Origin of the sequence: Helicobacter pylori NCTC 11637 = CCUG 17874 = ATCC 43504 = JCM 12093, assembly GCF_900478295.1 — a bacterium.
GTDB lineage: Bacteria > Campylobacterota > Campylobacteria > Campylobacterales > Helicobacteraceae > Helicobacter > Helicobacter pylori.
In genome coordinates this window covers 1335471-1361989 of the sequence record NZ_LS483488.1, presented here as the reverse complement: position 1 = coordinate 1361989, position 26519 = coordinate 1335471, and the positions used below count along the sequence as shown (strand labels likewise).

Genomic DNA, 26519 nt, shown 5'->3' with positions numbered 1-26519 from the left:
TTATAGTGTAAAAGTGAAAATCATGGTTGCTTGAGTTGCATTTGCAATAACAAACAAGCTTTTTTAAGGAATTGTTTTAAGGCGTTTTGAGAGTGGTTGATAAAATTTGTCAGCTCATTTTCTTTAAGATGCAATGAAACGATTAAGACGCTTTGTAAAATATGAGCGATACTCCCTTCAAATAAAATGCCTATAGTGGGGGTTTTAGCGCTGGCTGTTTGGCAAAACCCATTCAAATTATCCACCCATTCAAATATTTCTTGCTTGGTTTTACAAGGCGTGTTTAAATATTTTAAAAAATCCTCTTTAAAACTCATCAGATTTTTTTGTAAATTGTTTAAATCCTTAGCATGGTTATCTCTAGGGCTAAACATGCTTTTAATGCGAGCGGTAGCGTCTTGTTTGTTGATTTGTTTCAATTTCACTTGAGAGTAATTAAGGCTAACAGCATGCTTGATTTTCGCCCCATAACTCAGATTATAGACTTTTTTAGGCTGGTAATAATGAAGGGCTTCTTCAATCCTTTCTTTAGAGAGCAAAAAAAGCGAGTCGCTAAAAGTTTCATAACCTTCAACATTACCCTCTACGCTGATTAAAGATGAAGTGTCAATCTCTTTTTCATTTTCATAATAGGAATTTTGAGCGTGCTTTTTAAACCCTTTGATATAAGCGCAATCTAAAGCGCACAAATAAATTTCATCGCTCATCAAACTCGCTAAAGCCACCCCGGCATTACCCACAAAAGGTGCTGCGTATTCTATGCTTAAAGGGCTTATATACGCGCAAGCGCTCCCCCCACGCATAAACATCAACGCTTCTTTGGCTAAATTAAAAGCGTTAGGATTGAGCATGTTCGCTCCCATTAAGGGGGTGTCTTCTAGGGGGGCTTTTTCTAAAACCTCCTTAAGATAGTCTATGCGCTCCACTTCTATTTGAAAATCCACTTTAACGCCATGCGTTTTTAAAGGCTTTAAAGCGGTTCCGCATGAAAAAATAATGAAATTGTCTTCATTTTCTTTTAAAAAATCCAACAATAAATCCAAGCTTGGCCCATTACCCACCACGCAAATAGGGGCGTTAATCTTTTTAGGTTTAATCTTTAGAGTTTTGTATAAGGGTAAGTTTTTAAGCGTGTTTTTTAATCCCAGTAATTCATCTTCAAAACTCCCCCAACCCCTTAAAGCTTGTTTGTAATAACTTTGAATGTTTTCTTTCATGCGTGAATTAAAAGCGCTTTTATAGGGCATGATTTCTAGCTTTAAAAAAGAATGCGTGATGGGGCGTTTCAAAAAATCCATTTTTAATTCATTGGGGTTAAAAAACCCTTCAATAAAGAGTTTAGCCCCTTTTGTAATCAAATCTTCATAACGCGCAAAATAACAGCTGATTTTAAACAAATCTAAATTTTCTTCAAACAAATAAAGCGAATGGAAGCGGTAATTTTGAGCCTGCAAAATAGCCAAAAACAAGCCGTCTAAAACGCCATAAATCATGGTAGGGGGTAAGAATTTCTCTAAAGAGCAAGGCGTTTGATAATTGTCTAAAAAGTTTGAGATCGCATGCGTGGCTTTAAGGGTTAGGGGGAGTTTGGGGTTGTTTTGAGATTTTAAATACTGTAAAGAGAGGTGGTTATTGTCTAATGACCACCTGGGATTATTCAGGGGGTTTTTAGCCATGTTAAAAGCGATTTCTATCATTTGATCTTTAGGGTAGCTTAAAGCGTTTGTTGGCGTGTGCAAGAGATTGAAGTGGTTTTTTTCAAAAAGCAATTGGTAATTTTTAAAAGGCGTATTGAGAACGTTAAACAGATTAGGATTATAAGATTTGAAAAAAACTAAATTATCCCTAAAACGCTTTGAAATTTCTTTTTCTAAAAAGGGTGCATCAAAAGATTCTAGGGCTTTTAAAAAGGGCATTCAATAGCCTTTTTCACAAGACCCCTTAGGAGTCTTTTCAATCATTTTCTAAGAGTTGGGAAGCGAGGGCGATCTTTTTCAAAGAGATAAAATCTTGTTCGCTGTAGCGTTTGTTGTCATTCATTTTGTGGTAGTAGGGGGTGCTTAAATTCAGGGCTTTTTCCTCTAAATCTTGCTTGGTTATATTAGTTTGGATTTCAAAAAGATTTTTGGCTTCTTCTAAAGACATAGGGATTTCTATTGCATTGAAGCGTTCAAAATTGTCATAAAGCTCGTTAAAATCTTTATTGTCTATCTGCAAAAACGCCCCCACATCTAAAAACAATTCTTTTTCTTTGCTATCCAAAATCCCATCAGCATAGGCTAATAACATAAGAAATTCCACTAATTTCAGGCGTTTGGTGTATTCCCCATGCGTGTGGTCGGCGATTTCTTGGCATAAGGATTCAAAATTTTCTTTTTTATCCACAGGCTCATTGAGAAGCTCTTTGGCTAAATTTTGCTGTTCGCTGTTTAAGGGCTGCTCTAATTCATGGATAAAAAGCGTTCTTAAAGCGTTATCCAAAGCGTTTTTTTGAATGTCTAAAAATTTTAAAAGACGCATATACGCGCCTGTTTGGGTTTGCTTGAATTTGTCTAGGGGGCTAGATTGCACCAACAAATAGGGGTCATTTTTCAAATCGTATTCTTCGGTTTTGGTTTTAGGGTTTAGGGGGTTTTTCAAATATTCTTTGAGAGTGTTGTAAAAATAAAACAACACAACCGCCGCAACAATTAATAAAATGATTTCCATTTTTTTCCTTTATGAGTATTTTTTCATTTGTTCTTTAAGGTCTTGTTTTTGCCTGCTCTCTCGCTCTTTTTTGGCTTGATAAAGACGCATTTGCTCTTCTTTTTGCTTGTCTTGTAAGATCATTTTCCTCTCATGGTTTTTTTTAAGCCGTTCTATGTATTCTTCTCGTTTTTCTGGGTCTTGAAAACTCACAGGGCGGATGAAAAAAACAAACAAAATCAACACAAAAATCCCTATAGCGACAATTTCAGAGCCTTCGCCATTGAAAGCATACCAAAGCCCCCCCATCAAAGAAGCGAGCGCGAGTTTTAAAAAAGCGTTCATTTTAAATGAAAGTAACCTTATGATAATGCGTATCAAGCCCTAAATCTTGCTTATTTTTTTCCCCCATAGCCATTAGCGCGATTTGAGGTAAAAATAAAGTGGGGGTGTTGTCATTATCTCTTTTATAAATCTTTGAAGCTTTTAAGCTTAAATTTTCAAAAGCGTAAAAAAGCCCTAAAGAATGCGCGATTAAAAAATCCGCCCCTAAATCAATCCCTAAATAGCGTAAATGCGCGCACTGGAGTAAGCCGCTTGCTTCATTGACTTCTAAAAGGGGGGCGTAATTTTGAAAAGACTCTAAAAAATGGGGGGCTTTTAAATGGATTTTATTGAAAAAATGATCGCTTTGTTTGATGCGAGAAAATTCAGCCCCTACAAACGCGTCAAAAGGGCTTTTCAATTCCCATGCCAAAAATTCATTAACCCACTCATTAAGATAGACTATCTCAATATCTTTTTCATAAACAAGCTGGTATTTTTTCAATTTTTCATTGACGGAGTTGATGATTTCAGGGTTGTTGTCTAAAACTTCTTTAGCATGCAAGATATTCAAATACGCATCTTCTTCGCAAAAAATGAGCGAAACGCCATTGGCTTTGGCTAGAGCCAGATTATACGCAGAAGCGGTAAGGAAATCATGCGTGCTTATAATCTTCCCATAATAGCCCCCATCATAACAAAAAGGCAGATCAATGGTTTTTTGCCCCATTTTTTCTAAATAGAGCTTAGCGCTTTTTAGGAGCGATTGCACGTCTAAATGTTTCGCATAAGCGTTAAAGAGCGCGCAAGTTTTAGGGGGGTTAGGCGTTTTAGGGGGGTTAGAATGGTATTGAAAAAGGCTTAAAAGGTTTTTAGAAAAATCTTTCCATGGCTTGATTTTGGAATTGGTTAGGATTTCTTGCAATTCATAGATTTCATGGTCAATATTGTCATCGTTTTTATAGAGGTAATGCGCCACGCTTAAAAAATTCATCACGCCGCTTTCAGGCTGAGAAATCATCTCTAATAACCGATCCCGCTCTGTAGGGTAGCGCTTCATCAGCCATTTAACATACAAGAAAAAGCCATCGCCCAAATATTTAGGGTTGGTTTGGGGGTTGATAAAATTGATTTGAATAAACTTTTCTAATTCTTCTTTTTCGCCTTTAGTGATGTAGGGGACTTGTTTGAAAAAATCTTCATAGTTTTTTAAAACCGCTTTTTCATCAATCATCAAGTCTTTTAAAGCGTATCGTTTGGATAGGGGATCTAGCACCCATTCTTTAGAAAAAAACGCCACCAAATCGCTCACTTTAGCGTCTTCAAACACCGCAATTTGATTGATTTTAAGCGCGATATTTTCACTATAGCTCACGCCTTTGAGTTGTTTTAAAAGATCCAAAAGGTATTGATCTTCTTGGTATTCTAAAAAATAAGACTCATAAGCAGGGTTATAGTCCTTGTTGGTTTCAAAACGAAAGACCTTTACATGCAATTTCAAAACGCTCATCAATGATTCCTTTAGCTTTTGTGCAGATTTTCTAAAATCGTGCGGTTTTTGGAATTGGAAAAAAGGGCCTCTTTGGAATCCAACCATTCTTTAGACTCCCGCTCGTCTTTTTTTGGCTCTTGAAAGAGCGGTTCTTCTTTTTGAAACAATTCAAGCGAATCGCAACGATTGAATAAAACGGCAGTTTCATTTTTTTCTTTGACAAGGATTTGAATGATGCCAGGAAGTTCCACTTGAACCACACTACCAATGTTGTTAGGGCCAAACCCGGCTTCAAACTGCACGCTTTGTGCATCAATCATCAAGCTTTCTAAGGTGTATCCGGCTAAAACAAACAGCACTAACGCACCGAATTTTTCATGAATTTCTTTAGGGAGCTTGGGGGAAAAATCAATCGCATCTCTTTCACACAAAAGGTTAAAACTCAAATGGTTTTTGGAGAGAAATTGCAAGTATTCAACACAATGCTTGTTGTTTAAAAGCCTTAATTCTCTTTGCATGCGAGCAACCTTTCAAATTCTTCTAACAAATGGCGCACCTCTTGCATGCCAATTTCCCAAAATTCTTTGCTATCAATGTCAAAGCCAAACATGGACACTAATTCTTTAGGGCTTTTTGACCCTCCTAAGCTCAAAAATTCCGTGTAAGTTTTAACAAACTCTTTAGCGTCGCTTTTTTTATAAAGCCCATAAAGCGCTAAAGTTAAAAGCTGCCCGTAACTATAAGCGTAGCAATAAAAAGGCGAATGGATAAAATGGGGGATATAGCTCCACCATAAATGGTAGTTTTTAGTGAGTTTCACGCTCTTTTCAAACATTCTTTGATTTTCTTCAAACCAGATTCGATCAAAATCTTTGGTGTCTAATTCTTCATCAATTTCATGGATTCTTCTTTCAAAATTAGTCATCACTACTTGCCTAAAAAGGGTAGAAAAAATATCCTCTAATTTGCCGGCCAGCATGAAAAGGAGCTCGTCAGATTTTAAACCCTTTTTTAAATGCTCAAAAAACAGCATTTCAGAAAAGACAGAAGCGGTTTCTGCGGTGGTTAAGGGCGTATCCATGTTCAATACGCCTTGTTTTTTGGACAATTCTTGGTGGATCATATGCCCAAATTCATGAGCGATAGTGAAAGCGTCTCGGCGATTTCCTGTGTAGTTTAATAATACATAAGGGTGAGCGCTAGGCACCCCGCCATGGCTAAAAGCCCCGCCTTGCTTAAAGTCTTTAGGGTGTGAATCCACCCAGCCTTCTTTGATCGCTTTAGAAGCGATTTTGTAAAATTCAGGGCTAAAGGCTTTAAGGGTGTTAAGCACTTCTTCTAAAGCTTGAGAGTAAGTCATGGTGGTGTTTTCATCGCTTAAAGGGGCGTAGCGATCGTAGTCTTTGAGTTTATGCCCTAAAATTTGCGCTTTTTGATGGTAGTAACGATGCACTAAGGAAAAATTAGCGTTCACAATCTCTATCATGCTATCCACGCTCTCTTGGGAGATCTGGTTGTCAATGTGGCGGAAACTCTCTTTTTTATCGTATTTTCTTAGCCTAGTTTCAATGAGCAAATCTTTACGCACCATGTTTAAAATGTAAGTGAGCAAAGGGCGGGATTTTTCTAACGCTTTGCTGAAAGCTTTTTGAGATTTTTTACGGATCTTGCGTTTGGGGTTGTGCAAGAGGGCTAAAATTTCTTCCTCGCTTAAATTTTGCTCTTCAAAAGGGATTTTCAAAGAAGAAAAATGCTCATCAAAAAGACGGCTAAACGCACCCACCCCCACAGGTGAAAGGGCTAGGGCGATCTTTTCTTCATCTAAATTTAAGGTGTGCTTTTTCTTTTCTATGAGGTTGTTTAGATAAAAAGCATGGTCTTTGCATTTTTTAATGAAAGCGAGTTGTTTTTTGGCGTCTAAATTTTTAAATTCAATTTCAAAGAATAAAAGGTGTTGTTGGATATTTGCACAAGCCATTTCGCATTGCGAATAAAACTTCGCTTCTTTGGTGTTCTTAGCAAAGAGTAATTGAGCGTAAGTCATCACCCTAGAGATTTTTTCTGACAAATTTTCGTAATGTTTAAGAGCGTTGGCAAATCCTGTAGCGTCTAAATTCTTAAGGTTATTTTGATAAGCGTTCTCAAATTCTTGCACTTCTGTTTGTAAGGTTTTTAAAAATTCTTCTGCGCTTCCTTTATTTTCAAATAAAGCACTTAAATCCCATTCTTGCTCTTTCATAAAATCCCCTTTTTATATCAATTTGGAGTTAAAATACGTTGGTATTTTAACATAACACTGACAATACAAGCAAACTTATCATTTGGTTTTTTGCGCAATTATTTTTTAGCCGGCTCATTTTCTTGGCTCTTTTGGTGCAAAATAAATTGAGCGATAGATTCTAGGTATTTTAAAATAAAAGGGGTTGCTAACATAGAAAAAACCACCATAAGGATAAGGAATTGGTGGATGTCATTTTGAGCGATACTTAAGATATTTTTTTGGTGCAAAAAACCAAGAATCCCTTTTTTTTCTTGCAAATTAAAGAGCTGGTGCGAGCCTGAATTTAAAAAGATAACAAAAGAAAACTCCCCGATTTGCGCCAAAGAAAGGGCGGTTTTTATGGCAGTTTTAGAGTCTCTAAAAAAACGCAAAAGCGCATAAATGATAGCCGTCTTAAAACCCATCACTAAAATGAGCGAGAAAATGACTGCAAAGATCTTGTCTATAAAAAAACTAATATTGATTTGCATCCCTATCGTAATGAAAAAAAGGGCTAAGAAGAGGTTTTTTAATTGCGCGAATTCTTCTTGGACATTGATTTTATAGCGCGATTTAGAAATGGCCATGCCCACAATGAACGCTCCTAAAGACATAGAAAACCCAAAAAAATGGCTCAACCCTGCTGCGCTGCAAACAATCACTAAAATCGTGCCTATAAAAATTTCAGGCAAGCGCGTGTCTTTTGCTTGCTCTAAGATGAGATTAGCCCCTTTTTTTCCAGGCAATAACAAAAGAATTAAAATAATCCCTGCTGAAATAAAGGTTTTAAGAATGAGTAAATTAACATTAGAATCTTTACTGCCTAGAATCGTCAAAATTAAAAGCATGGGAATGGCTGCAATATCTTGGAAAATCAAAATCCCCACCGCGCTCTTTCCCATGGGCGTGCTAAGCTGTTTGGAATCTTCAAAGAATTTCAGCACAATAGCGGTTGAAGAGAGCGAAAGCCCCATGCCTAAAACAAGGGAAAAAATGGGTGAAAGACCCAAAACAAAATACCCCAATAAAAAAGCGATTAAAGCGCATAAAACGACTTGTAAAAGCCCAAAAACCAGCACTTCTTGTTTGATGGATTTGAGTTTGTCAAAATTAAACTCAATGCCTATCATAAACATTAAAAAGACGATACCAAATTCGCCAATATCAGACAACAAATCAAAATCATTAATTTTAAAAAAAGCCGCTAAGACCGTTCCTGTGCAAATGTAACCAATGATAACGGGCATGTCTAATTTCTTTAAAAAGATTCCAAAGCCCACAGCAAGCCATAAGCCAGCAATAACAATATAAAGTGTGCTGTTTTCCATAAAAACCTTTCCCCAGTAGAATCAATTTGTTTTAAAGAAATAAAAGCGAAACTATCCTATTAAATTGATCCATTAAATAACACTATTAAATAAAATAATATCTATCAAATATATATAAGTAATTTATTATTTAAATCTTACTAAACCCATATTCAAACGCAAACACTAAACGCTCTATTTTAGTAAAATAAAAATTAAAACGCCAGGATTATACCGCACTAAAACAAACTTTCTATTTATGAAAAAGATTTTTGAACCCCAACCTTTTAAGAGTTGGCTAGGGTTTAATTGGATGAGAAAGAGCGAATGAAAGAATAAATTAAAAAGTGAAGACATAATCCACATACCAAGAATAGTAGCGGATAAGCCCTACATCTTTACTGCCCTGATTAACCATAGGGAATTTCACGCCCGCTTCAAACGTGCTGCGATCCCCAATGCGCATTCTTCCGCCTAAATTCCATAAGAACTGGAATCTCGTTTGATTGACATCATAAGGGAACATCCAAGTGTTTCCGGCTAACTGAACGCCACCAATGAGACCCAGAGCGAATTTATCCAAAGGAATGAGATTGACAATCAAATCGCCACCGCCACCATAGGTGAGCAAATTGGTTTTGGTATGTTCAGTCCCTGAAGTGTTAAACCAATCTAAAAAGCCATACACCCTAGCCCCAAACCATTTATTGGCAAAGCCTACAAAACCTAATTTGAAATTCAAACCATAAAGATCATTGCCATGGCGCCAATCAGAGTAATTGCTGTTATAAGGACCATAACGACCTTGCTGATAACCCGCACCCATAAAAAAGCCATTCACTTCGCCAGCCAGCGCTAAACTCGCGCTCAAGCTTAAAATACAAGCAATTCTTTTAATCATAATAAATCCTTCTTGTTGAATTAAAGTTACACCCTAAAATCGGTTATTTTTCTAAAAGATTTAATTTTTTATCAAAGATTGAGGGTTTTAGAGTGAAAATGTTGATTAAATCATGGATAAGTGGGACACACCTACAAAACCATCTCAAACTTTTAAGATACAAATAGGTATAATCACCAACTTCAATCATTTAATCAAAGGGAGTTCTATGAAAAATACTTTCAAAGCGTTTGCCTTTTTAATCGTATTTTTTTCAAGCGCTTTGTTGGCACAGGATTTAAAAATCGCTGCTGCTGCTAATCTCACACGCGCTTTAAAAGCCCTTGTTAAAGAATTTCAAAAAGAACACCCCAAAGACGCTATTAGTATTAGTTTTAATTCTTCAGGCAAACTCTACGCTCAAATCATTCAAAACGCCCCTTTTGATTTATTCATTTCAGCAGATATTGCTAGACCTAAAAAGCTTTATGATGAAAAAATAACCCCTTTTAAAGAAGAAGTCTATGCTAAAGGCGTGTTGGTTTTATGGAGCGAAGATCTAAAAATGGATTCTTTAGAAATTCTTAAAGATCCTAAAATCAAGCGTATCGCTATGGCTAATCCTAAACTAGCCCCCTATGGAAAAGCCAGTATGGAAGTCTTAGATCATTTAAAACTCACTTCTAGTCTTAAACCTAAAATCATTTATGGCGCTTCTATTTCTCAAGCCCATCAATTTGTCGCTACTAAAAACGCTCAAATAGGCTTTGGAGCGTTATCCTTGATGGATAAAAAAGATAAAAACCTCTCTTATTTCATCATTGATAAAGCCCTTTATAACCCTATTGAACAAGCCTTGATTATCACTAAAAATGGGGCTAATAACCCTTTAGCCAAAGTCTTTAAAGATTTTTTATTCAGCCCTAAAGCTAGAGCTGTCTTTAAAGAATACGGCTATATTGTGGATTAAAACGCATAAAAAAGGCGAGCAATGGATCATGAGTTTTTGATTACCATGCGTTTGAGCTTTTCTTTAGCTTTGATTACCACCCTCATTTTACTCCCTATAGGGATTTTTTTAGGCTATTTTTTAAGCCTTAAACGCAATCTTTTAACGAGCTTAACAGAAACGCTTGTGTATATGCCTTTAGTTTTACCTCCAAGCGTGCTAGGGTTTTATCTTCTTTTAATTTTTTCGCCTTCTTCTTTTTTGGGAGTGTTTTTACAAGATGTATTAAATGTGAAACTTGTTTTTAGTTTTCAAGGGCTTATTTTAGGGAGTGTGATTTTTTCTTTACCCTTTATGGTAAGCCCTATTAAAAGCGCGTTAATTTCCTTGCCCGCTTCTTTAAAAGAAGCCAGTTATAGTTTAGGTAAAGGGGAATATTACACCCTTTTTTTTGTCTTGCTCCCTAACATCAAACCCAGTTTATTGATGGCTATCATCACAACTTTTACGCACACTATAGGTGAATTTGGCGTGGTGATGATGCTTGGGGGTGATATATTAGGGGAAACAAGAGTGGCCAGCATTGCGATTTTTAACGAAACTGAAGCGCTCAATTACCCTAAAGCCCACCAATACGCCTTAACGCTCACGCTTATCAGTTTTAGCCTCTTATTTGTTACCCTATTTTTGAATAAAAAACAAAGCTCGTTTTTATGATAAAAGCACGATTTAAAAAACACCTTTTAGGATCTAGGGGCGCATTTGATTTGAATATAGACTTAGAAATTAAAGAAGCAGAAGTTGTGGCTTTATTAGGAGAATCGGGAGCGGGTAAAAGCACGATTTTACGCATTTTAGCGGGGCTTGAAGCAGTGGATAGCGGCTATATTGAAGTCAATCATTCAGTATGGCTAGACACTCAAAAAAAGATTTTTTTAAAACCACAACAACGAAAAATCGGCTTTGTGTTTCAAGATTACGCTCTATTCCCTCATTTAAATGTGTATCAAAACATCGCCTTTGCTCACCCTAAAGATAAAAATAAAATCCACGAAGTGTTACGCTTAATGCGTTTAGAAAATCTAAGCCAGCAAAAAATCCTTCAACTCTCTGGCGGACAAGCCCAACGAGTCGCTTTAGCAAGAGCTTTGATCGCAGCCAAGAATCTATTGCTTTTAGATGAGCCTTTAAACGCCCTAGATAACGCCTTAAAAAACGAAGTGCAACAAGGTTTGCTTGATTTTATCAAGCGTGAAAATTTAAGCGTGTTATTGGTAAGCCATAACCCCAATGAAATAACCAAACTCGCGCGAACTTTCCTCTTTTTAAACAATGGCGTTATTGATCCTAATCAAGAAAATCGGCTTTTTTCAAACCGATTGTTGATAAAACCTCTCTTTGAAGATGAAAATTATTGCCATTATGAGGTCATTCCTCAAACGATTATTTTGCCCAAAGATTGTCTGAACCCAACTTTTAAGCTTGATTTCAATCAAGGTAAAAAATTTTAGAAATATTTTTTTCATTTTCCTCTTAAAACCCTCTTATTTTTCAAAAGGAGTTGTTTAGAATAACCGCTAAAATAAGCTCTTTTATGATTAGCATTCAATGAAAACAGAGCCAATCTTTTAGTTTTTCAAAAACTCTTCTATTCTTTTGACGCTCTCTGTTTTGCCTAAAATAAAAAGCGCTTCTTTAAGGCCTATCCCGCCCCCCTTGCCCAAAAGGGCTAATCTTAAAGGCTGCATGAAACTACCCGCTTTAATCTTTTCTTCTTCAATGATTTTGTGCATGGCGTTTTCTAGCGCGCTTTCATCGTTGAAATTGGCTTCTTTTAATTCCAGCTTAAACTTTTCTAACAAGGGCATAACGAGCGCTTGATCGAGCTTTTTAAAAACCTTTTCTTCATACTCCACAGGAGCGATTAAAACCTCATCTATTTTAAGGGCTAATTCTTTTAAGGTTTGAGATCTTTCTTTGAGAGCGTCCAACAAACGATCCAATTGGGTGGGGTTTAAATGCGAGAGATCGCTAAAACTAAAAGGCTTTAAAAGTTTTAACAATTCTTGCGCGCTTTGGTTTTTTAAATAGTGAGCGTTGAGCCAATTAAGCTTGTGCCAGCTGAAGCAACTGGGCGAAGAATTTAAATCTTTAGGATCAAATAATTCTAGCAATTCTTGCATGCTAAAAATTTCTTTATCTTGATAGCTCCACCCTAAACGCGCTAAAAAATTCACTAAAGCTTCCTTAAGATAGCCCATTTTTTGATAGTCCATCACGTTAGTGGCCCCATGGCGTTTGCTTAATTTTTGCCCTTCTTCATTCAAAATCATCGGCACATGGAAAAAATTAGGGATTTTAAAATTCAAAGCCTTATAGAGAACGATTTGTTTAGGGGTGTTAGAAAGGTGATCATCGCCTCTAATCACATCAGTAATCCCCATTAAAGCGTCATCAACAATAACCACAAAATTATAAGTGGGGACTCCATCGCTCCTGGCGATAATAAAATCGTCTAATTCGTGAGTGTTCACTCTCACTTCGCCTTTAACCCCGTCATTAAAAACAATGATTTCATTTTGCGGGACTTTAATCCTTACTACAGGCTCTATGCCTTTAGGGGGCGTGCCTTTAAAATCACGATAGCGATTGTCATAGCGTGGGGTTTCTTTCTTGGCCTTTTGTTCTTCTCTCAAAGCGTCCAACTCATCTTTACTCATGTAGCAATAATACGCTTTGCCTTCATCTAAGAGTTTTTGGATATATTCTTTATAAATCTCAAAGCGTTTGGATTGGTAGAGGATTTCTCCATCGTATTCTAGCCCTACCCATTTGAAAGCCTCTATAATGGCGTTAGCCGCTTCTATAGAGTTACGGCTCAAATCCGTGTCTTCAATGCGTAAAAAAAATTTTCCTTGATTGGCTCGTGCAAAAAGATAATTGAAAATGGCTGTTCTTAAGCCTCCTATGTGGAGGTAGCCAGTGGGCGATGGAGCGAAGCGCGTAACGATCAAACTCATTGTTCTAACCTTAAAAATAAAATACTCTTATTGTATTCAAAAATGGCTTAAAAATGGTTTCACTTTTTTCTATTAAAATTAGTGTATGATTGAGATTATTTTTGATTAGGATCAACCCATGCCAAAAACCTTATTACATTCATCATTCTTTTTACCTTTACTTTTATCTTTTTGTATCGCTGAAGAAAATGGGGCGTATGCGAGCGTGGGGTTTGAATATTCCATTAGTCATGCCGTTGAGCATAATAACCCCTTTTTAAATCAAGAACGCATCCAAATCATTTCTAACGCTCAAAATAAAATCTATAAACTCCATCAAGTCAAAAATGAAATCACCAACATGCCTAAAACCTTTGCATATATCAACAACGCTTTAAAAAACAATTCCAAATTAACCCCCACTGAAATCCAAGCTGAGAAATACTACCTCCAATCCAGCTTTGAAAATATTGAAAAAATAGTCATGCTTAGCGGGGGCGTTGCATCTAACCCACAATTAGTCCAAGCGTTAGAAAAAATGCAAGAACCCATTACTAACCCTTTAGAATTTGAAGAAAATTTAAAAAATTTAGAAGCGCAATTTGCTCAATCTCAAAACCGCATGCTTTCTTCTTTATCTTCTCAAATCGCTGCCATTTCAAATTCCTTAAACGCACTTGATCCCACCTCTTATTCTAAAAACATTTCAAGCATGTATGGGGTAACTTTGAGCGTGGGCTATAAGCATTTCTTCACTAAGAAAAAAAATCAAGGGTTGCGCTATTACTTGTTCTATGATTATGGTTACACCAATTTTGGTTTTGTGGGTAACGGCTTTGATGGTTTAGGCAAAATGAATAACCACCTCTATGGGCTTGGGATAGATTATCTTTATAATTTCATTGATAATGCACAAAAACATTCTAGCGTGGGTTTTTATGCGGGCTTTGCTTTAGCGGGGAGTTCGTGGGTAGGGAGTGGTTTGAGCATGTGGGTGAGCGAAACGGATTTTATCAACAATTACTTGACGGGCTATCAAGCTAAAATGCACACGAGTTTTTTCCAGATCCCTTTGAATTTTGGGGTTCGTGTGAATGTCAATAGGCATAACGGCTTTGAAATGGGCTTGAAAATCCCTTTAGCAGTCAATTCCTTTTATGAAACGCATGGTAAAGGGCTAAACACTTCCCTCTTTTTCAAACGCCTTGTGGTGTTTAATGTGAGTTATGTTTATAGTTTTTAGGGGGGTAAATGCCTTCAAACGCTCTTTCTATTGAAGAAATCGCTCGCCTAGTCAATGTTTCTCATAGCAGCGTGCATAACTGGATCAAAACCAATCTTTTAGAGAAACTAGAGATTGATCATAAAATTTATGTGAAAACAAGCTCTTTTTTAGATTTTTGCCGCAACCATTTAGGGAAAAACAAACTCAACAAATACGCTAACAAATCCTTAAAAGGCGCGCATAACCATCAAGAATTGATTTTAAAATACCTACAAATATTAGAAAATAGCTCTGATTTAGAAAAGTTGGGTTCTTATTATGAAGAAGAACTTTCTAACACCACCAGAAATTTAGAAGGCATTTACTACACTCCTAATAAGATAGTAGAACAACTTTTCACCCTCCCTAAAGATTTTGATACCTCCCAAGCGATCTTTTGCGATCCGGCTGTGGGGAGCGGGAATTTCATCATGCATGCTTTAAAACTGGGTTTTAAGGTTGAAAATATTTATGGCTATGATACGGACGCTTTCGCTATCGCTTTGACTAAAAAGCGTATTAAAGAGCGTTATCATTTAGATTGCCCTAATATTGCGCAAAAAGATTTTTTAAGTTTAAAACACACCCCACAATTTGATTGCATTTTCACTAACCCGCCATGGGGTAAGAAATACAATCAAAACCAAAAAGAAAATTTCAAACAACAATTCAACCTCTCTCAAAGCCTAGATAGCGCGTCGATCTTTTTTATAGCGAGTTTGAATTGCTTAAAAGAAAACGCTCATTTGGGGCTATTATTACCCGAAAGTTGTTTGAATATTGATGCGTTTAGCAAAATGCGAGAAATGGCTCTGAAATTTCAAATTAGAAGCCTTATTGATTTCAACAAACCCTTTAAAACCCTAATGACTAAGGCTGTGGGTTTGGTGCTTAAAAAAACCCCTAACAAGGATCAAAAAATCTCATGCTTTTATCAAAATAGCAAGTTCAAACGCTCGCCCTCTTCTTTTTTTAACAACCCTAAAAAGATTTTTAATATCCATTGCTCTAATAAAGAAAATAAAATTTTAGACCACCTTTTTTCCTTTCCTCATATCACTTTAAAAAATAACGCTCATTTTGCTTTAGGGATTGTTACAGGCAACAATAAAGAAAAATTACGCTCCAAACAAGAAAAAAATACCATTCCTATTTTTAGGGGTTCAGATATTTTAAAAGACAGATTAAAAGCCCCTAGCCAATTCATTAACGCTGATTTAAAAGACTGCCAACAAGTCGCCCCCTTAAGCCTTTATCAGGCTAGAGAAAAAATCGTGTATAAATTCATTTCTTCAAAGCTTGTCTTTTTTTATGACAATGAGCAACGCCTTTTTTTAAACAGCGCGAACATGTTTGTTTTAAAAGAAAATTTCTCTATCAACGCTAATGCGCTAAAAGAATTATTAAACAGCGATTTAATGCAATTCATTTTTGAATCGCTTTTTAAAACGCATAAAATCTTAAGAAAAGATTTGGAATGTTTGCCCCTATTTGCACAATTTATCAACAATAGTTTTGATGAAAAATTTTATTTAAAAAATTTAGGGATAGAAAAAAAAGACCCTAAACATTTCACCATCAGGAAAAACCATGCACATCGCTTGTCTTTTGGCTTTAGGGGATAACCTCATCACGATTAGCCTTTTAAAAGAAATCGCTTCCAAACAGCAACAACCCCTTAAAATCCTAGGCACTCATTTGACTTTAAAAATCGCCAAGCTTTTAGAATGCGAAAAACATTTTGAAATCATTCCTCTTTTTGAGAATGTCCCCGCTTTTTATGATCTTAAAAAACAAGGCGTTTTTTTGGCGATGAAGGATTTTTTATGGTTGTTAAAAGCGATTAAAAAGCATCAAATCCAACGTTTGATTTTAGAAAAACAGGATTTTAGAAGCGCTCTTTTAGCCAAATTCATTTCCATAACCACTCCAAATAAAGAAATTAAAAATGTTTATCAAAACCGCCAGGAGTTGTTTTCTCAAATTTATGGGCATGTTTTTGATAACCCCCCATATCCCATGAATTTAAAAAACCCCAAAAAGATTTTGATCAACCCTTTCACAAGATCCATAGACCGAAGTATCCCTTTAGAGCATTTACAAATCGTTTTAAAACTTTTAAAACCCTTTTGTGTTACGCTTTTAGATTTTGAAGAACGATACGCTTTTTTAAAAGACAGAGTCGCTCATTATCGCGCTAAAACCAGTTTAGAAGAAGTTAAAAACCTGATTTTAGAAAGCGATTTGTATATAGGAGGGGATTCGTTTTTAATCCATTTGGCTTACTATTTAAAGAAAAATTATTTTATCTTTTTTTATAGGGATAATGACGATTTCATGCCGCCTAAGAATGAAAATTTTCTAAAAGCCCACAAAAGCCATTCTATAGAACAGGATTTGGCCAAAAAATTCCGCCATTTGGGGCTATTATAATATTGTGTTATACTTCTAATTTCAATTTTGCTTGTTAGGACATTTATGAAAAATATTAGAAATATCGCTGTAATCGCGCATGTTGATCATGGGAAAACCACTTTAGTAGATGGCTTACTTTCTCAATCTGGCACATTTAGTGAGAGGGAAAAAGTGGATGAAAGGGTGATGGATAGCAACGATTTAGAAAGAGAAAGAGGGATTACTATCCTGTCTAAAAACACGGCTATTTATTACAAAGACACTAAAATCAATATCATTGACACTCCCGGGCATGCTGATTTTGGGGGCGAAGTGGAGCGCGTTTTAAAAATGGTGGATGGGGTGTTGCTTTTAGTGGACGCGCAAGAAGGGGTCATGCCTCAAACTAAATTCGTGGTTAAAAAGGCTTTGAGTTTTGGGATTTGCCCCATTGTGGTGGTGAATAAAATTGATAAGCCTGCCGCTGAGCCGGATAGAGTGGTGGATGAAGTTTTTGACTTGTTCGTAGCGATGGGGGCTAGCGATAAACAATTGGATTTCCCTGTGGTGTATGCCGCCGCACGAGATGGCTATGCGATGAAAAGTTTAGACGATGAAAAGAAAAATTTAGAGCCTTTGTTTGAAACGATTTTAGAGCATGTGCCAAGCCCTAGCGGGAGCGTTGATGAGCCTTTGCAAATGCAAATTTTTACGCTCGATTATGACAATTATGTGGGCAAAATCGGTATCGCTAGAGTGTTTAATGGCTCGGTTAAAAAGAATGAAAGCGTGCTGTTGATGAAAAGCGATGGGAGTAAAGAAAATGGCCGTATCACTAAGCTTATAGGTTTTTTAGGGTTGGCTAGGACTGAGATTGAAAACGCTTATGCGGGCGATATTGTAGCGATTGCCGGCTTTAACGCAATGGATGTGGGCGATAGCGTCGTTGATCCTGCTAACCCCATGCCTTTAGATCCCATGCATTTAGAAGAGCCTACGATGAGCGTGTATTTTGCTGTCAATGATTCGCCCTTAGCCGGGTTAGAAGGAAAGCATGTTACTGCTAATAAATTGAAAGACAGGCTCTTAAAAGAAATGCAAACCAATATCGCTATGAAATGCGAAGAAATGGGCGAGGGCAAGTTTAAAGTGAGCGGGCGTGGGGAATTGCAAATCACTATTTTAGCTGAAAACTTGCGCCGTGAAGGGTTTGAGTTTAGCATTTCACGCCCTGAAGTCATCGTTAAAGAAGAAAATGGCGTTAAATGCGAGCCTTTTGAGCATTTAGTGATTGACACGCCACAAGATTTTAGCGGGGCTATCATTGAGAGATTAGGCAAAAGAAAAGCCGAGATGAAAGCGATGAATCCCATGAGCGACGGCTATACAAGGTTAGAATTTGAAATTCCTGCAAGAGGGCTTATCGGCTATAGGAGCGAGTTTTTAACCGACACTAAGGGCGAAGGCGTGATGAATCATAGCTTTTTAGAATTCCGCCCTTTCAGCGGGAGCGTGGAATCGCGCAAAAATGGGGCGCTAATCAGCATGGAAAATGGCGAAGCGACCGCTTTTTCCCTTTTCAATATCCAAGAAAGAGGCACGCTTTTTATCAACCCCCAAACTAAGGTTTATGTGGGCATGGTCATTGGCGAGCACAGCAGGGATAATGATTTGGATGTCAATCCCATCAAATCCAAGCATTTAACCAACATGAGAGCGAGCGGGAGCGATGATGCGATCAAACTCACCCCGCCTAGGACTATGGTGTTAGAAAGAGCGTTAGAATGGATTGAAGAAGATGAGATTTTGGAAGTTACCCCCTTGAATTTAAGGATCAGGAAAAAGATTTTAGACCCTAACATGAGGAAAAGGGCGAAAAAATAAATAGAATTTTTTGGAATGCATGCCAATTTATTCAACCAAAACGCTAGTAAAAAAGATGTTTTTTTGCACAATTTACGCTCTAATAATAGGCGTTACAAACGCTACATAAAAGCCCCTTTAAGATATGGTGGGGGCAAGTCTTTGGCTGTAGGGTTAATAGTGGAGTATATACCTAATGGTGTGCGTAGGATTATTAGCCCTTTTATAGGTGGGGGGAGCGTGGAAATTGCATGCGCGGCAGAGTTGGGTTTAGAAGTGTTGGGCTTTGATATTTTTGACATTTTAGTGAATTTTTATCAAGTGCTGCTCAAAGACAAACAAGCTCTTTATAACAGCTTGCTTTCTTTAGAACCTAATCAAGAAACTTACAACATTATCAAACAAGAGTTAAAAGCCCATTATAAAAAAGAATGTGTTTTAGACCCTTTAATCTTGGCTAGAGATTATTACTTTAACTTTAATTTAAGCTATGGGCCGGGATTTTTGGGGTGGATGAGTAAAATTTACACTGACAAACAACGCTATCTAAACGCCCTTTTAAAAATTAAAGATTTTAACGCCCCTAGTTTAAAGGTGGAATGCTCTAGTTTTGAAGAAGTGTTGCTCGCTTATCCTAATGATTTTTTCTATCTTGACCCCCCTTATGTGTTAGAAAATTCTAAAATGTTTAAGGGGATTTATCCTATGCGTAATTTTCCTATCCACCATAATGGTTTTAAACATGAAGTGTTAGCCCGCATGCTAAAAAGGCATAAAGGGCCATTTATTTTAAGTTATAATGACTGCGAATTTGTAAGGAATGCTTACAAAGATTTTAAAATTTTAGAACCATCTTGGCAATACACTATGGGACAAGGCGAAATCAGAATGGGTAAAAATCGCTTAGAAAGAGGCGATAATAACCATGTCAAACAATCTCATGAGTTATTGATTATCAAGGAGTAAAAATGCATATTAGCGAAGTCAAAACTGCCTTTAAAATCGCTGATGTAGAATACGTGAAAGACAGCACAAAGTTAAATTTCAACTATCTTAAGGATTTAAAAGATGAAAACAATCAATCTTTATCTCAAAATATTTTAACTCAAAATGTGGCTAGAGTGTATTTAATTGTGGTGAATGGCGAGATTAAAAAAATCGGTGGCTCCCAAGCAGATGGCGGGATTAAAAGCACGCTCAATATTTATAAAGATGGGGGAGTCAAAGGGAGGCTTAGTATTAGAAGTTTTGGCGTGTGGTATTTTCTTTATCACACAATACTCACAGGGGCTAAAATAGAATTTTACATGATTTATCAGCCTAATTTTGAAACTCAAGTGAAAGGCTTGTTTGGTTTTCATGCAATCAAAGACGCAAGCATCAGCTATAAACTTTTAGAGCAAGCTTGCCTAACGGATTATAGAAACAATAGCAATGACGCATTACCCGAATGGAATGTGCAAGAGCAAGGAAAAGATTGGCCAAATGATATTAAAGATGAGCATGCCAATATCACTCAAAAAGCTCAAAACAGAGAAAAGACCGTCCATAGAAAAGCGATTGACAAACCTAGCGGAACTTTAAAAGATTAAGAAATAGTCTTAACCTAATCTCAAAAAAAGAACTTTAAGTTTTTACTCCATTTAAAAAGTGTGGGTTTAGATGAAAGGAAAAAATAAAACTTGTATAAAGTAGCAGATATTTTTTGTGGTGCTGGAGGGTTGAGTTATGGCTTTTCTGCACACCCCCATTTTGAATTAATATGGGCCAACGATATAGACAAAGATGCCATTTTAAGCTATCAAGCCAATCATAAAGAGGCGCAAGCCATTTTATGCGATATTATGCAACTTCATTGCCACAACTTACCATGCGTTTCAATTGATATCCTACTAGGCGGACCACCATGCCAGAGCTATTCTACCCTTGGCAAAAGAAAAATGGATGAAAAAGCGAATCTGTTTAAAGAATATTTGCGACTCTTAGACTTAGTAAAACCAAAAATATTTGTTTTTGAAAATGTGGTGGGTTTAATGTCTATGCAAAAAGGGCAATTATTCAAACAAATTTGTAACGCTTTTAAAGAGAGAGGCTATATTTTAGAGCATGCCATTTTAAATGCCCTAGATTATGGTGTGCCTCAAATGAGAGAACGAGTGATTTTAGTGGGCGCGCTTAAAAGCTTTAAACAAAAATTCCACTTCCCCAAACCCATAAAAACGCATTTTTCTCTAAAAGACGCTTTAGGGGATTTACCACCCATTCAAAGCGGTGAAAATGGTGATGCTTTAGGTTATCTTAAAAATGCGGATAATGTTTTTTTGGAATTTGTGCGAAATTCTAAAGAATTAAGCGAGCATAGCAGTCCTAAAAACAATGAAAAACTGATAAAAATCATGCAAACGCTAAAAGACGGACAAAGCAAAGATGATTTGCCAGAAAGTTTACGCCCAAAAAGTGGTTATATTAATACCTACGCCAAAATGTGGTGGGAAAAACCAGCCCCCACCATTACAAGAAATTTTTCTACCCCAAGCAGTTCTAGGTGTATCCATCCAAGAGACTCTAGAGCGTTAAGCATTAGAGAGGGGGCAAGATTGCAAAGCTTTCCTGATAATTATAAATTCTGTGGGAGCGCTAGCGCTAAAAGATTGCAAATTGGCAATGCCGTGCCGCCTTTATTGAGTGTAGCGCTCGCACAGGCGGTTTTTGACTTTTTAAAGGGGTAAGATGTTTAACAATAGTGACTTTAAGGATTACAGAAAATTACTGGGTTTTGGTTCATAAAATGCGTTTAAGGAATTTTTAGGCGCTAAAGACATACAACCTTGCGTTGATTTCAATTATTTAAACGCGCTCAAAAAAAAGGCTTATTGAAATTTTTAGCGCTATCAATAGTATTTATTGTTTTAAATATAATAGGTATGAATTGGAATGCTTTTTTAAAAACTCCATAGAGCGAGTGTTTTCAAAGATAGTGGACACTCATATTATTTATAAGCTGAATAATCAAGGCAGAAGACCTGAAGAAGCTTGTTTTTCTTGGATGCGCGGGTTTTTGGTAGCGGAGTTTTTTAAGGATTTTATCGCTTGTCTTTTTAGCGCGCAAAAAGAAACCATCAAATTTTTTGGTGGTGATAATTTTGAGAATATAGAAAGCTTTAAAAGAAGTCCTAAAGCCGATTTCTTGTTGGACAATCATTTATTGCTAGAAGTTCAAAGCGACTTTCAAGGAATCAATGACATTAAAGAACATAAAGTTTTAGAGGCTAAAAGGCGTTTGATAACGGATAAAATTCCTACTATTGTGGTGCATTTTGATCTGTTTAATGGGCAAGTGGCTTGCGTAGAAATTTCTAAAATCAAAGACAATGATCTGAATTGGATAACCCGCCAACAAATGGAAGGGCAGAGCGTTTTTAATATTTCGCAAAACTTTTTTGATTACAAAATTACAGAAATACCTAATAAGCCGCTTTCATAAAAACCAATAGCATAATACGGCCTAAATAAAATACAAGATAAGAGTATTAAAAATGTGGTAGGTGGATTGAATGTTTGTCATTTTTTGCTCAACATCCAGCGTGAGTGTGTGTGCCTCAAATAAGAGAGAAAGTGTTTTAGTGGGTGCGCTTAAACGCTTTAAACAAAAATCCCACTTCCCTAAACCCATAAAAACACATTTTTTTCAACCAACTTATATTTTGATTGGCCTTAGCCTTTTTATTGCCTCCTGCTAAAAGTGATCCCATAAACTTCATTCCTGATTTGGAATAAGGGATCAGTAGGGGCTTCTACGCCTTTAGGGAGATCGGCAGGCAAATACACATCTTTATTGCAACCCATTCCTTCGTATTTTTCAACTTTCAAGGTCCCCACCAATAATTCCTTATGCTTGCCTTTCCAAAGCGCGGTCGTGTCGTTGGTGGCATCATTTTTATTCGCAAATACCAGATACATTTGGTATTCTATGGGCTTAGTTTTAAGGTGTTGTTGGAATGAAGAAAGCAGATAATTTGAATCTTTTTGCTTTAATTCTTGGGGGTTAAGATACTTAATGCCCTCTTTAGGCACAAATTTCCATCTCGCAGGCAATAATTTTTCTTTCTTATCTTTAAACCTGAACGCATGCACGCTATAATAGGGCGTGTTAGCCACGCTTGAGCTAATCCCTATCGTTTTGGTGTAAGCGGCAAAATTCTTATAAGAGGGGACTTCTTCATAAAGCTTTTTGATTCTTGCTTCATCCACCTTGCCATTTTTAGGGATTCTCATCTCAAAGAATTGGGCGAATTCGTTAGGGTTTTTGGCAAAATTGATTTCTGTATTGAGCATCACCATTGTCCAGCTAGCGTTTTGATTTTCTAATTTTAACGCCATTCCCCTAACTTTGCTTTTATCGTCCATTGCCACGCCTCCTAAAGAATACCTTACAGATGCAGGGATTTCTTTTTCATTGAGTAATGGCACATCTAAATCCTTTTTTGCTTGCGCATTAGGGAGGAACACGCCTTTAGCACAAAACCCCTTAGTGTGGTTGATTTTCATTTTAGGCTCTTTGGCGTTGAGCTTGTAGAAAATATCCGCAATCTCTTCAGCGCTCACTTCATGGGCTTTTAAAAAACCCAAGCTAAAAACCAAACACAAGCTCAAACCAATTTTTTTCATTGTTTCGCTCCTTAATTATTATTTTTATATAAAACAACGCTTTCTATTGTATCAGTAAATTCCCTATTGAGCCTTAAAAAAGCCTTTTTTTCAATATATTATTAGGTCTTAAAAAATTATCCTATCCATTTGCATGCTCATGAGCAAGCTTTTAAGGATAAACTTGTGTTTTAAATTTTGTGATTTTTAAGAAAAATTAGCTTGATTTTAAACTAATTCTATATTCTTTTATGCTACAATTATTTCTACAGAGTAATTTATCTATTCTCAGGTAAAGTAAGGAAGAGGAATGAAATTAAAGAAACGAAAAGTTGCGGCTACATTGCTAAAGCGTTTTACCTTACCACTATTGTTCACTACGGGTTCATTAGGGGCGGTTACTTATGAAGTGCATGGGGATTTTATCAACTTCTCCAAAGTGGGTTTTAACCATTCGCCCATTAACCCTGTTAAAGGTATCTATCCCACAGAGACTTTTGTTAACCTTACGGGTAAGCTAGAGGGTTCTGTGCATTTAGGTAGGGGATGGACCGTGAATTTAGGCGGTGTTTTGGGCGGACAGGCTTATGATGGCACTAAGTATGATAGGTGGGCGAAGGATTTTACCCCCCCAAGCTATTGGGATAAAACTTCTTGCGGCACTGATTCTATGAGCCTTTGTATGAATGCTACTAAAATGTGGCAACAATCAGGGCCAGGTGGTGTCATTAACCCTAGAGGTATTGGTTGGGAATATATGGGTGAGTGGAACGGCTTGTTCCCTAACTACTATCCGGCTAACGCCTACTTGCCTGGTGGCTCAAGGCGTTATCAAGTCTATAAAGCAAATTTGACCTATGACAGCGACAGAGTCCATATGGTAATGGGGCGTTTTGATATTACCGAGCAGGAGCAAATGGATTGGATTTACCAATTGTTCCAAGGGTTTTATGGGACTTTCAAGCTCACTAAGAATATGAAATTCTTGCTCTTTAGTGGTTGGGGTCGTGGTATCGCTGATGGTCAGTGGTTGTTCCCTATCTATCGTGAAAAGCCTTGGGGGGTTCATAAAGCGGGTATTATTTATCGCCCTACAAAGAATTTGATGATCCACCCTTATGTGTATCTTATCCCAATGGTAGGCACATTGCCCGGTGTTAAAGTAGAGTATGATACCAATCCGGAATTTAGCGGTAGGGGCATTAGGAATAAAACGACTTTCTATGCGTTGTATGACTATCGTTGGAATAACGCTGAATACGGTCGTTATGCGCCCGCTCGTTATAACACTTGGGATCCGTTCTTGGATAATGGTAAGTGGCGTGGCTTGCAAGGTCCTGGCGGTGCGACGCTTCTTTTGCGCCACCATATAGATATTAACAACTATTTTGTGGTTGGTGGTGCTTATCTCAACATTGGTAACCCTAACATGAACTTAGGTACTTGGGGTAACCCTGTGGCTCTTGATGGTATCGAACAATGGGTCGGTAGTATCTACAGCTTAGGGTTTGCGGGGATTGACAACATTACCGATGCTGATGCGTTCACCGAGTATGTTAAAGGTGGAGGCAAGCATGGTAAGTTCAGTTGGAGCGTTTATCAGCGCTTCACCACTGCACCAAGGGCTTTGGAATATGGTATCGGTATGTATCTAGATTATCAGTTCAGCAAGCATGTTAAAGCGGGTCTCAAACTCGTATGGTTAGAGTTCCAAATTCGTGCGGGTTACAACCCTGGAACCGGTTTCCTTGGGCCAAACGGTCAGCCGCTTAACTTGAATACTGGTTTGTTTGAGTCTTCAGCGTTCGCGCAAGGCCCTCAAAACATGGGCGGTATCGCAAAAAGCATCACTCAAGACAGAAGCCATTTGATGACACACATTAGTTATAGTTTCTAAGAGAGTTCTCCCCCTATCTCTTAGATATGCCTTTTTTGTATTTTTATTTTAATATCTTTGGGAGTTAGAGTTTTGGAAATTAAGAAATATTTTTCTTACTTTCTATTTTTTTTGCTTTTTTCTAGTCTCTTTTTATCCAAACTTCAAGCTTATAAATTCAACATGAGCATTGTTGGAAAGGTGAGCAGCTATACCAAGTTTGGCTTTAACAACCAAAGATACCAGCCTTCTAAAGACATTTATCCTACAGGTAGCTACACTTCTTTGCTCGGCGAATTGAATTTGAGCATGGGTTTATACAAGGGTTTGAGGGCGGAAGTGGGGGCTATGATGGCAGCGCTCCCCTATGACTCTACCGCCTATCAAGGCAACAATATCCCTAACGGCCAGCCCGGCTCTAGGACCGATCCTTTTGGGGCGGGTATCTTTTGGCAATATATTGGTTGGTATGCGGGGCATAGTGGTTTGCAAGTGCAAAAACCTCGTTTAGCCATGGTGCATAACGCTTTTTTGAGCTACAACTACAAAAAAGACAAATTCAGTTTTGGCGTGAAAGGGGGGCGCTATGATGCTGAAGAGTATGATTGGTTCACTTCTTACACTCAAGGGGTTGAAGGCTTTGTCAAATATAAAGACACCAGGTTAAGGGTGATGTATTCAGACGCTAGGGCTTCAGCGTCAAGCGACTGGTTTTGGTATTTTGGGCGCTACTATACAAGCGGTAAGGCTCTAATGGTAGCTGATTTGAAATATGAAAAAGATAACCTAAAAATCAACCCTTATTTTTATGCGATCTTTCAAAGAATGTATGCGCCAGGCATTAATATCACTTATGACACCAACCCTAATTTCAACAATAAGGGTTTTCGTTTTGTAGGCACTTTCGTGGGGTTTTTCCCCATTTTTGCCACTCCGGCTAATCAAAATGATATTATCCTCTTCCAACAAGTGCCGTTAGGCAAGAGCGGGCAAACTTATTTCTTCCGCACCCGTTTTTACTATAATAAGTGGCAATTTGGGGGCAGTGTCTATAAAAATATCGGTAACGCTAATGGTGATATAGGTATTTATGGGGATCCTTTGGGGTATAACATTTGGACGAATAGTATTTATGACGCAGAAATCAATAATATCGTTGGCGCTGATGTTATTAACGGGTTTTTATATGTAGGCTCACAATATAGAGGGTTTAGTTGGAAAATTTTAGGCCGTTGGACGGATAGCCCAAGGGCTGATGAAAGGAGTCTCGCGCTCTTTTTGAGTTATTTTTCTAATAAATATAATATTAGAATGGATTTGAAACTAGAATATTATGGCAATATCACCAAAAAAGGCTATTGTATTGGGTATTGTGGCATGTATGTTCCAGTCGATCCTAACGGGCCTGGGACACAGCCTTTAACGCACAATGTGTATTCTGACAGAAGTCATATAATGTTTAACATTGCTTATGGTTTTAGGATTTACTAGCATTTTATCCTTAATGGATATTTTTGATTAGCCTTTTTAAAATATTAAAAGGCTCTGCTCCAATCAAATATTAATACTCAAAAAG

The 26519-nt window shown here is 37.2% G+C and carries 23 protein-coding genes and 2 pseudogenes; 13 read left to right on the top strand and 12 right to left on the bottom strand.

Annotation, left to right across the window (positions count from 1 at the left end; translation table 11 throughout):
* Positions 1-20: 20 nt before the first annotated feature.
* From DQL14_RS06820 to DQL14_RS08710, 10 genes and pseudogenes are all read right to left on the bottom strand, one after another.
* Positions 21-1916 carry a motility associated factor glycosyltransferase family protein gene (locus DQL14_RS06820; protein WP_108169189.1) on the bottom strand — a complete coding sequence of 632 codons (1896 nt, stop codon included), beginning with the start codon at positions 1914-1916 and terminating at the stop codon, positions 21-23.
* A 37-nt stretch (positions 1917-1953) separates the two neighbouring features.
* Complete coding sequence (locus DQL14_RS06815; RefSeq protein WP_108169188.1) at positions 1954-2709, bottom strand: TerB family tellurite resistance protein; 756 nt, start codon at positions 2707-2709, stop codon at positions 1954-1956.
* Positions 2710-2718: 9 nt separating this feature from the next.
* Positions 2719-3033, bottom strand: a complete 315-nt coding sequence (locus DQL14_RS06810; protein WP_001861281.1) for a hypothetical protein — start codon at positions 3031-3033, stop codon at positions 2719-2721.
* Position 3034: 1 nt separating this feature from the next.
* Positions 3035-4522 carry a DUF5644 domain-containing protein gene (locus DQL14_RS06805; RefSeq protein WP_108169187.1) on the bottom strand — a complete coding sequence of 496 codons (1488 nt, stop codon included), beginning with the start codon at positions 4520-4522 and terminating at the stop codon, positions 3035-3037.
* Between the two features lie 11 nt (positions 4523-4533).
* Positions 4534-5022, bottom strand: a complete 489-nt coding sequence (locus DQL14_RS06800; RefSeq protein ID WP_108169186.1) for a hypothetical protein — start codon at positions 5020-5022, stop codon at positions 4534-4536.
* Entirely contained in the window at positions 5007-6743 is a 1737-nt protein-coding gene (locus DQL14_RS06795; RefSeq protein WP_108169185.1) for a M3 family oligoendopeptidase, read from the bottom strand. Before DQL14_RS06795 ends, DQL14_RS06800 begins: the two co-directional genes overlap by 16 nt.
* 98 nt (positions 6744-6841) lie before the next feature.
* Positions 6842-8092, bottom strand: a complete 1251-nt coding sequence (locus DQL14_RS06790; protein WP_023526706.1) for a cation:proton antiporter — start codon at positions 8090-8092, stop codon at positions 6842-6844.
* Positions 8093-8244: 152 nt separating this feature from the next.
* Positions 8245-8428, bottom strand: a pseudogene (locus DQL14_RS08715) (hypothetical protein).
* A complete protein-coding gene (locus DQL14_RS06780) occupies positions 8412-8972 on the bottom strand; it encodes an outer membrane beta-barrel protein (protein ID WP_108169184.1) in 561 nt (186 codons plus the stop codon). The pseudogene DQL14_RS08715 and the gene DQL14_RS06780 overlap by 17 nt, the downstream one beginning before the upstream one ends.
* 43 nt (positions 8973-9015) lie before the next feature.
* Positions 9016-9162 (bottom strand): orotate phosphoribosyltransferase, encoded by a 147-nt coding sequence (locus tag DQL14_RS08710; protein WP_108169183.1) that lies wholly within the window; start codon positions 9160-9162, stop codon positions 9016-9018.
* An 18-nt stretch (positions 9163-9180) separates the two neighbouring features.
* On the opposite strand from DQL14_RS08710, the gene modA reads away from it, so the two are divergent.
* The 3 genes from modA to DQL14_RS06760 are packed head-to-tail and all read left to right on the top strand — an operon-like array spanning position 9181 to position 11411.
* Positions 9181-9921, top strand: coding sequence for a molybdate ABC transporter substrate-binding protein (gene modA, locus DQL14_RS06770; RefSeq protein ID WP_108169182.1), 741 nt, complete (start codon positions 9181-9183; stop codon positions 9919-9921).
* Between the two features lie 21 nt (positions 9922-9942).
* Positions 9943-10617 (top strand): molybdate ABC transporter permease subunit, encoded by a 675-nt coding sequence (gene modB / locus DQL14_RS06765; RefSeq protein ID WP_108169181.1) that lies wholly within the window; start codon positions 9943-9945, stop codon positions 10615-10617.
* Positions 10614-11411: an ATP-binding cassette domain-containing protein gene (locus tag DQL14_RS06760; protein WP_108169180.1), complete on the top strand. Its 798-nt coding sequence runs from the start codon at positions 10614-10616 to the stop codon at positions 11409-11411. The genes modB and DQL14_RS06760 overlap by 4 nt, the downstream gene beginning before the upstream one ends.
* Positions 11412-11528: 117 nt before the next feature.
* Here DQL14_RS06760 and gltX read toward each other — a convergent pair whose 3' ends face one another.
* Positions 11529-12920, bottom strand: coding sequence for a glutamate--tRNA ligase (gene gltX / locus DQL14_RS06755; RefSeq protein WP_108169179.1), 1392 nt, complete (start codon positions 12918-12920; stop codon positions 11529-11531).
* A 118-nt stretch (positions 12921-13038) separates the two neighbouring features.
* On the opposite strand from gltX, the gene hopJ reads away from it, so the two are divergent.
* From hopJ to DQL14_RS06715, 8 genes and pseudogenes are all read left to right on the top strand, one after another.
* Positions 13039-14142 carry a Hop family outer membrane protein HopJ/HopK gene (gene hopJ / locus DQL14_RS06750; protein WP_108169059.1) on the top strand — a complete coding sequence of 368 codons (1104 nt, stop codon included), beginning with the start codon at positions 13039-13041 and terminating at the stop codon, positions 14140-14142.
* Positions 14143-14150: 8 nt separating this feature from the next.
* Positions 14151-15788, top strand: coding sequence for a class I SAM-dependent methyltransferase (locus tag DQL14_RS06745; RefSeq protein ID WP_108169178.1), 1638 nt, complete (start codon positions 14151-14153; stop codon positions 15786-15788).
* Positions 15754-16596 carry a glycosyltransferase family 9 protein gene (locus tag DQL14_RS06740; protein ID WP_108169177.1) on the top strand — a complete coding sequence of 281 codons (843 nt, stop codon included), beginning with the start codon at positions 15754-15756 and terminating at the stop codon, positions 16594-16596. The genes DQL14_RS06745 and DQL14_RS06740 overlap by 35 nt, the downstream gene beginning before the upstream one ends.
* Before the next feature lie 45 nt (positions 16597-16641).
* A complete protein-coding gene (gene typA / locus DQL14_RS06735; RefSeq protein ID WP_108169176.1) occupies positions 16642-18441 on the top strand; it encodes a translational GTPase TypA in 1800 nt (599 codons plus the stop codon).
* 15 nt (positions 18442-18456) lie between these two features.
* Positions 18457-19386: a DNA adenine methylase gene (locus DQL14_RS06730; RefSeq protein WP_108169175.1), complete on the top strand. Its 930-nt coding sequence runs from the start codon at positions 18457-18459 to the stop codon at positions 19384-19386.
* A 2-nt stretch (positions 19387-19388) separates the two neighbouring features.
* A complete protein-coding gene (locus DQL14_RS06725) occupies positions 19389-20012 on the top strand; it encodes a GIY-YIG nuclease family protein (protein ID WP_108169174.1) in 624 nt (207 codons plus the stop codon).
* 90 nt (positions 20013-20102) lie between these two features.
* Positions 20103-21149 (top strand): DNA cytosine methyltransferase, encoded by a 1047-nt coding sequence (locus DQL14_RS06720; protein WP_108169173.1) that lies wholly within the window; start codon positions 20103-20105, stop codon positions 21147-21149.
* Position 21150: 1 nt separating this feature from the next.
* A pseudogene (locus tag DQL14_RS06715) lies at positions 21151-21904 on the top strand (restriction endonuclease).
* Positions 21905-22143: 239 nt separating this feature from the next.
* On the opposite strand, the gene DQL14_RS06705 reads toward DQL14_RS06715, so the two are convergent.
* A complete protein-coding gene (locus DQL14_RS06705) occupies positions 22144-23088 on the bottom strand; it encodes a catalase family peroxidase (RefSeq protein ID WP_108169171.1) in 945 nt (314 codons plus the stop codon).
* Positions 23089-23377: 289 nt separating this feature from the next.
* On the opposite strand from DQL14_RS06705, the gene hofC reads away from it, so the two are divergent.
* Positions 23378-24964: an outer membrane beta-barrel protein HofC gene (hofC, locus tag DQL14_RS06700; RefSeq protein ID WP_108169170.1), complete on the top strand. Its 1587-nt coding sequence runs from the start codon at positions 23378-23380 to the stop codon at positions 24962-24964.
* 72 nt (positions 24965-25036) lie between these two features.
* Complete coding sequence (gene hofD / locus DQL14_RS06695; RefSeq protein WP_162296883.1) at positions 25037-26434, top strand: outer membrane beta-barrel protein HofD; 1398 nt, start codon at positions 25037-25039, stop codon at positions 26432-26434.
* Positions 26435-26519: the final 85 nt, after the last annotated feature.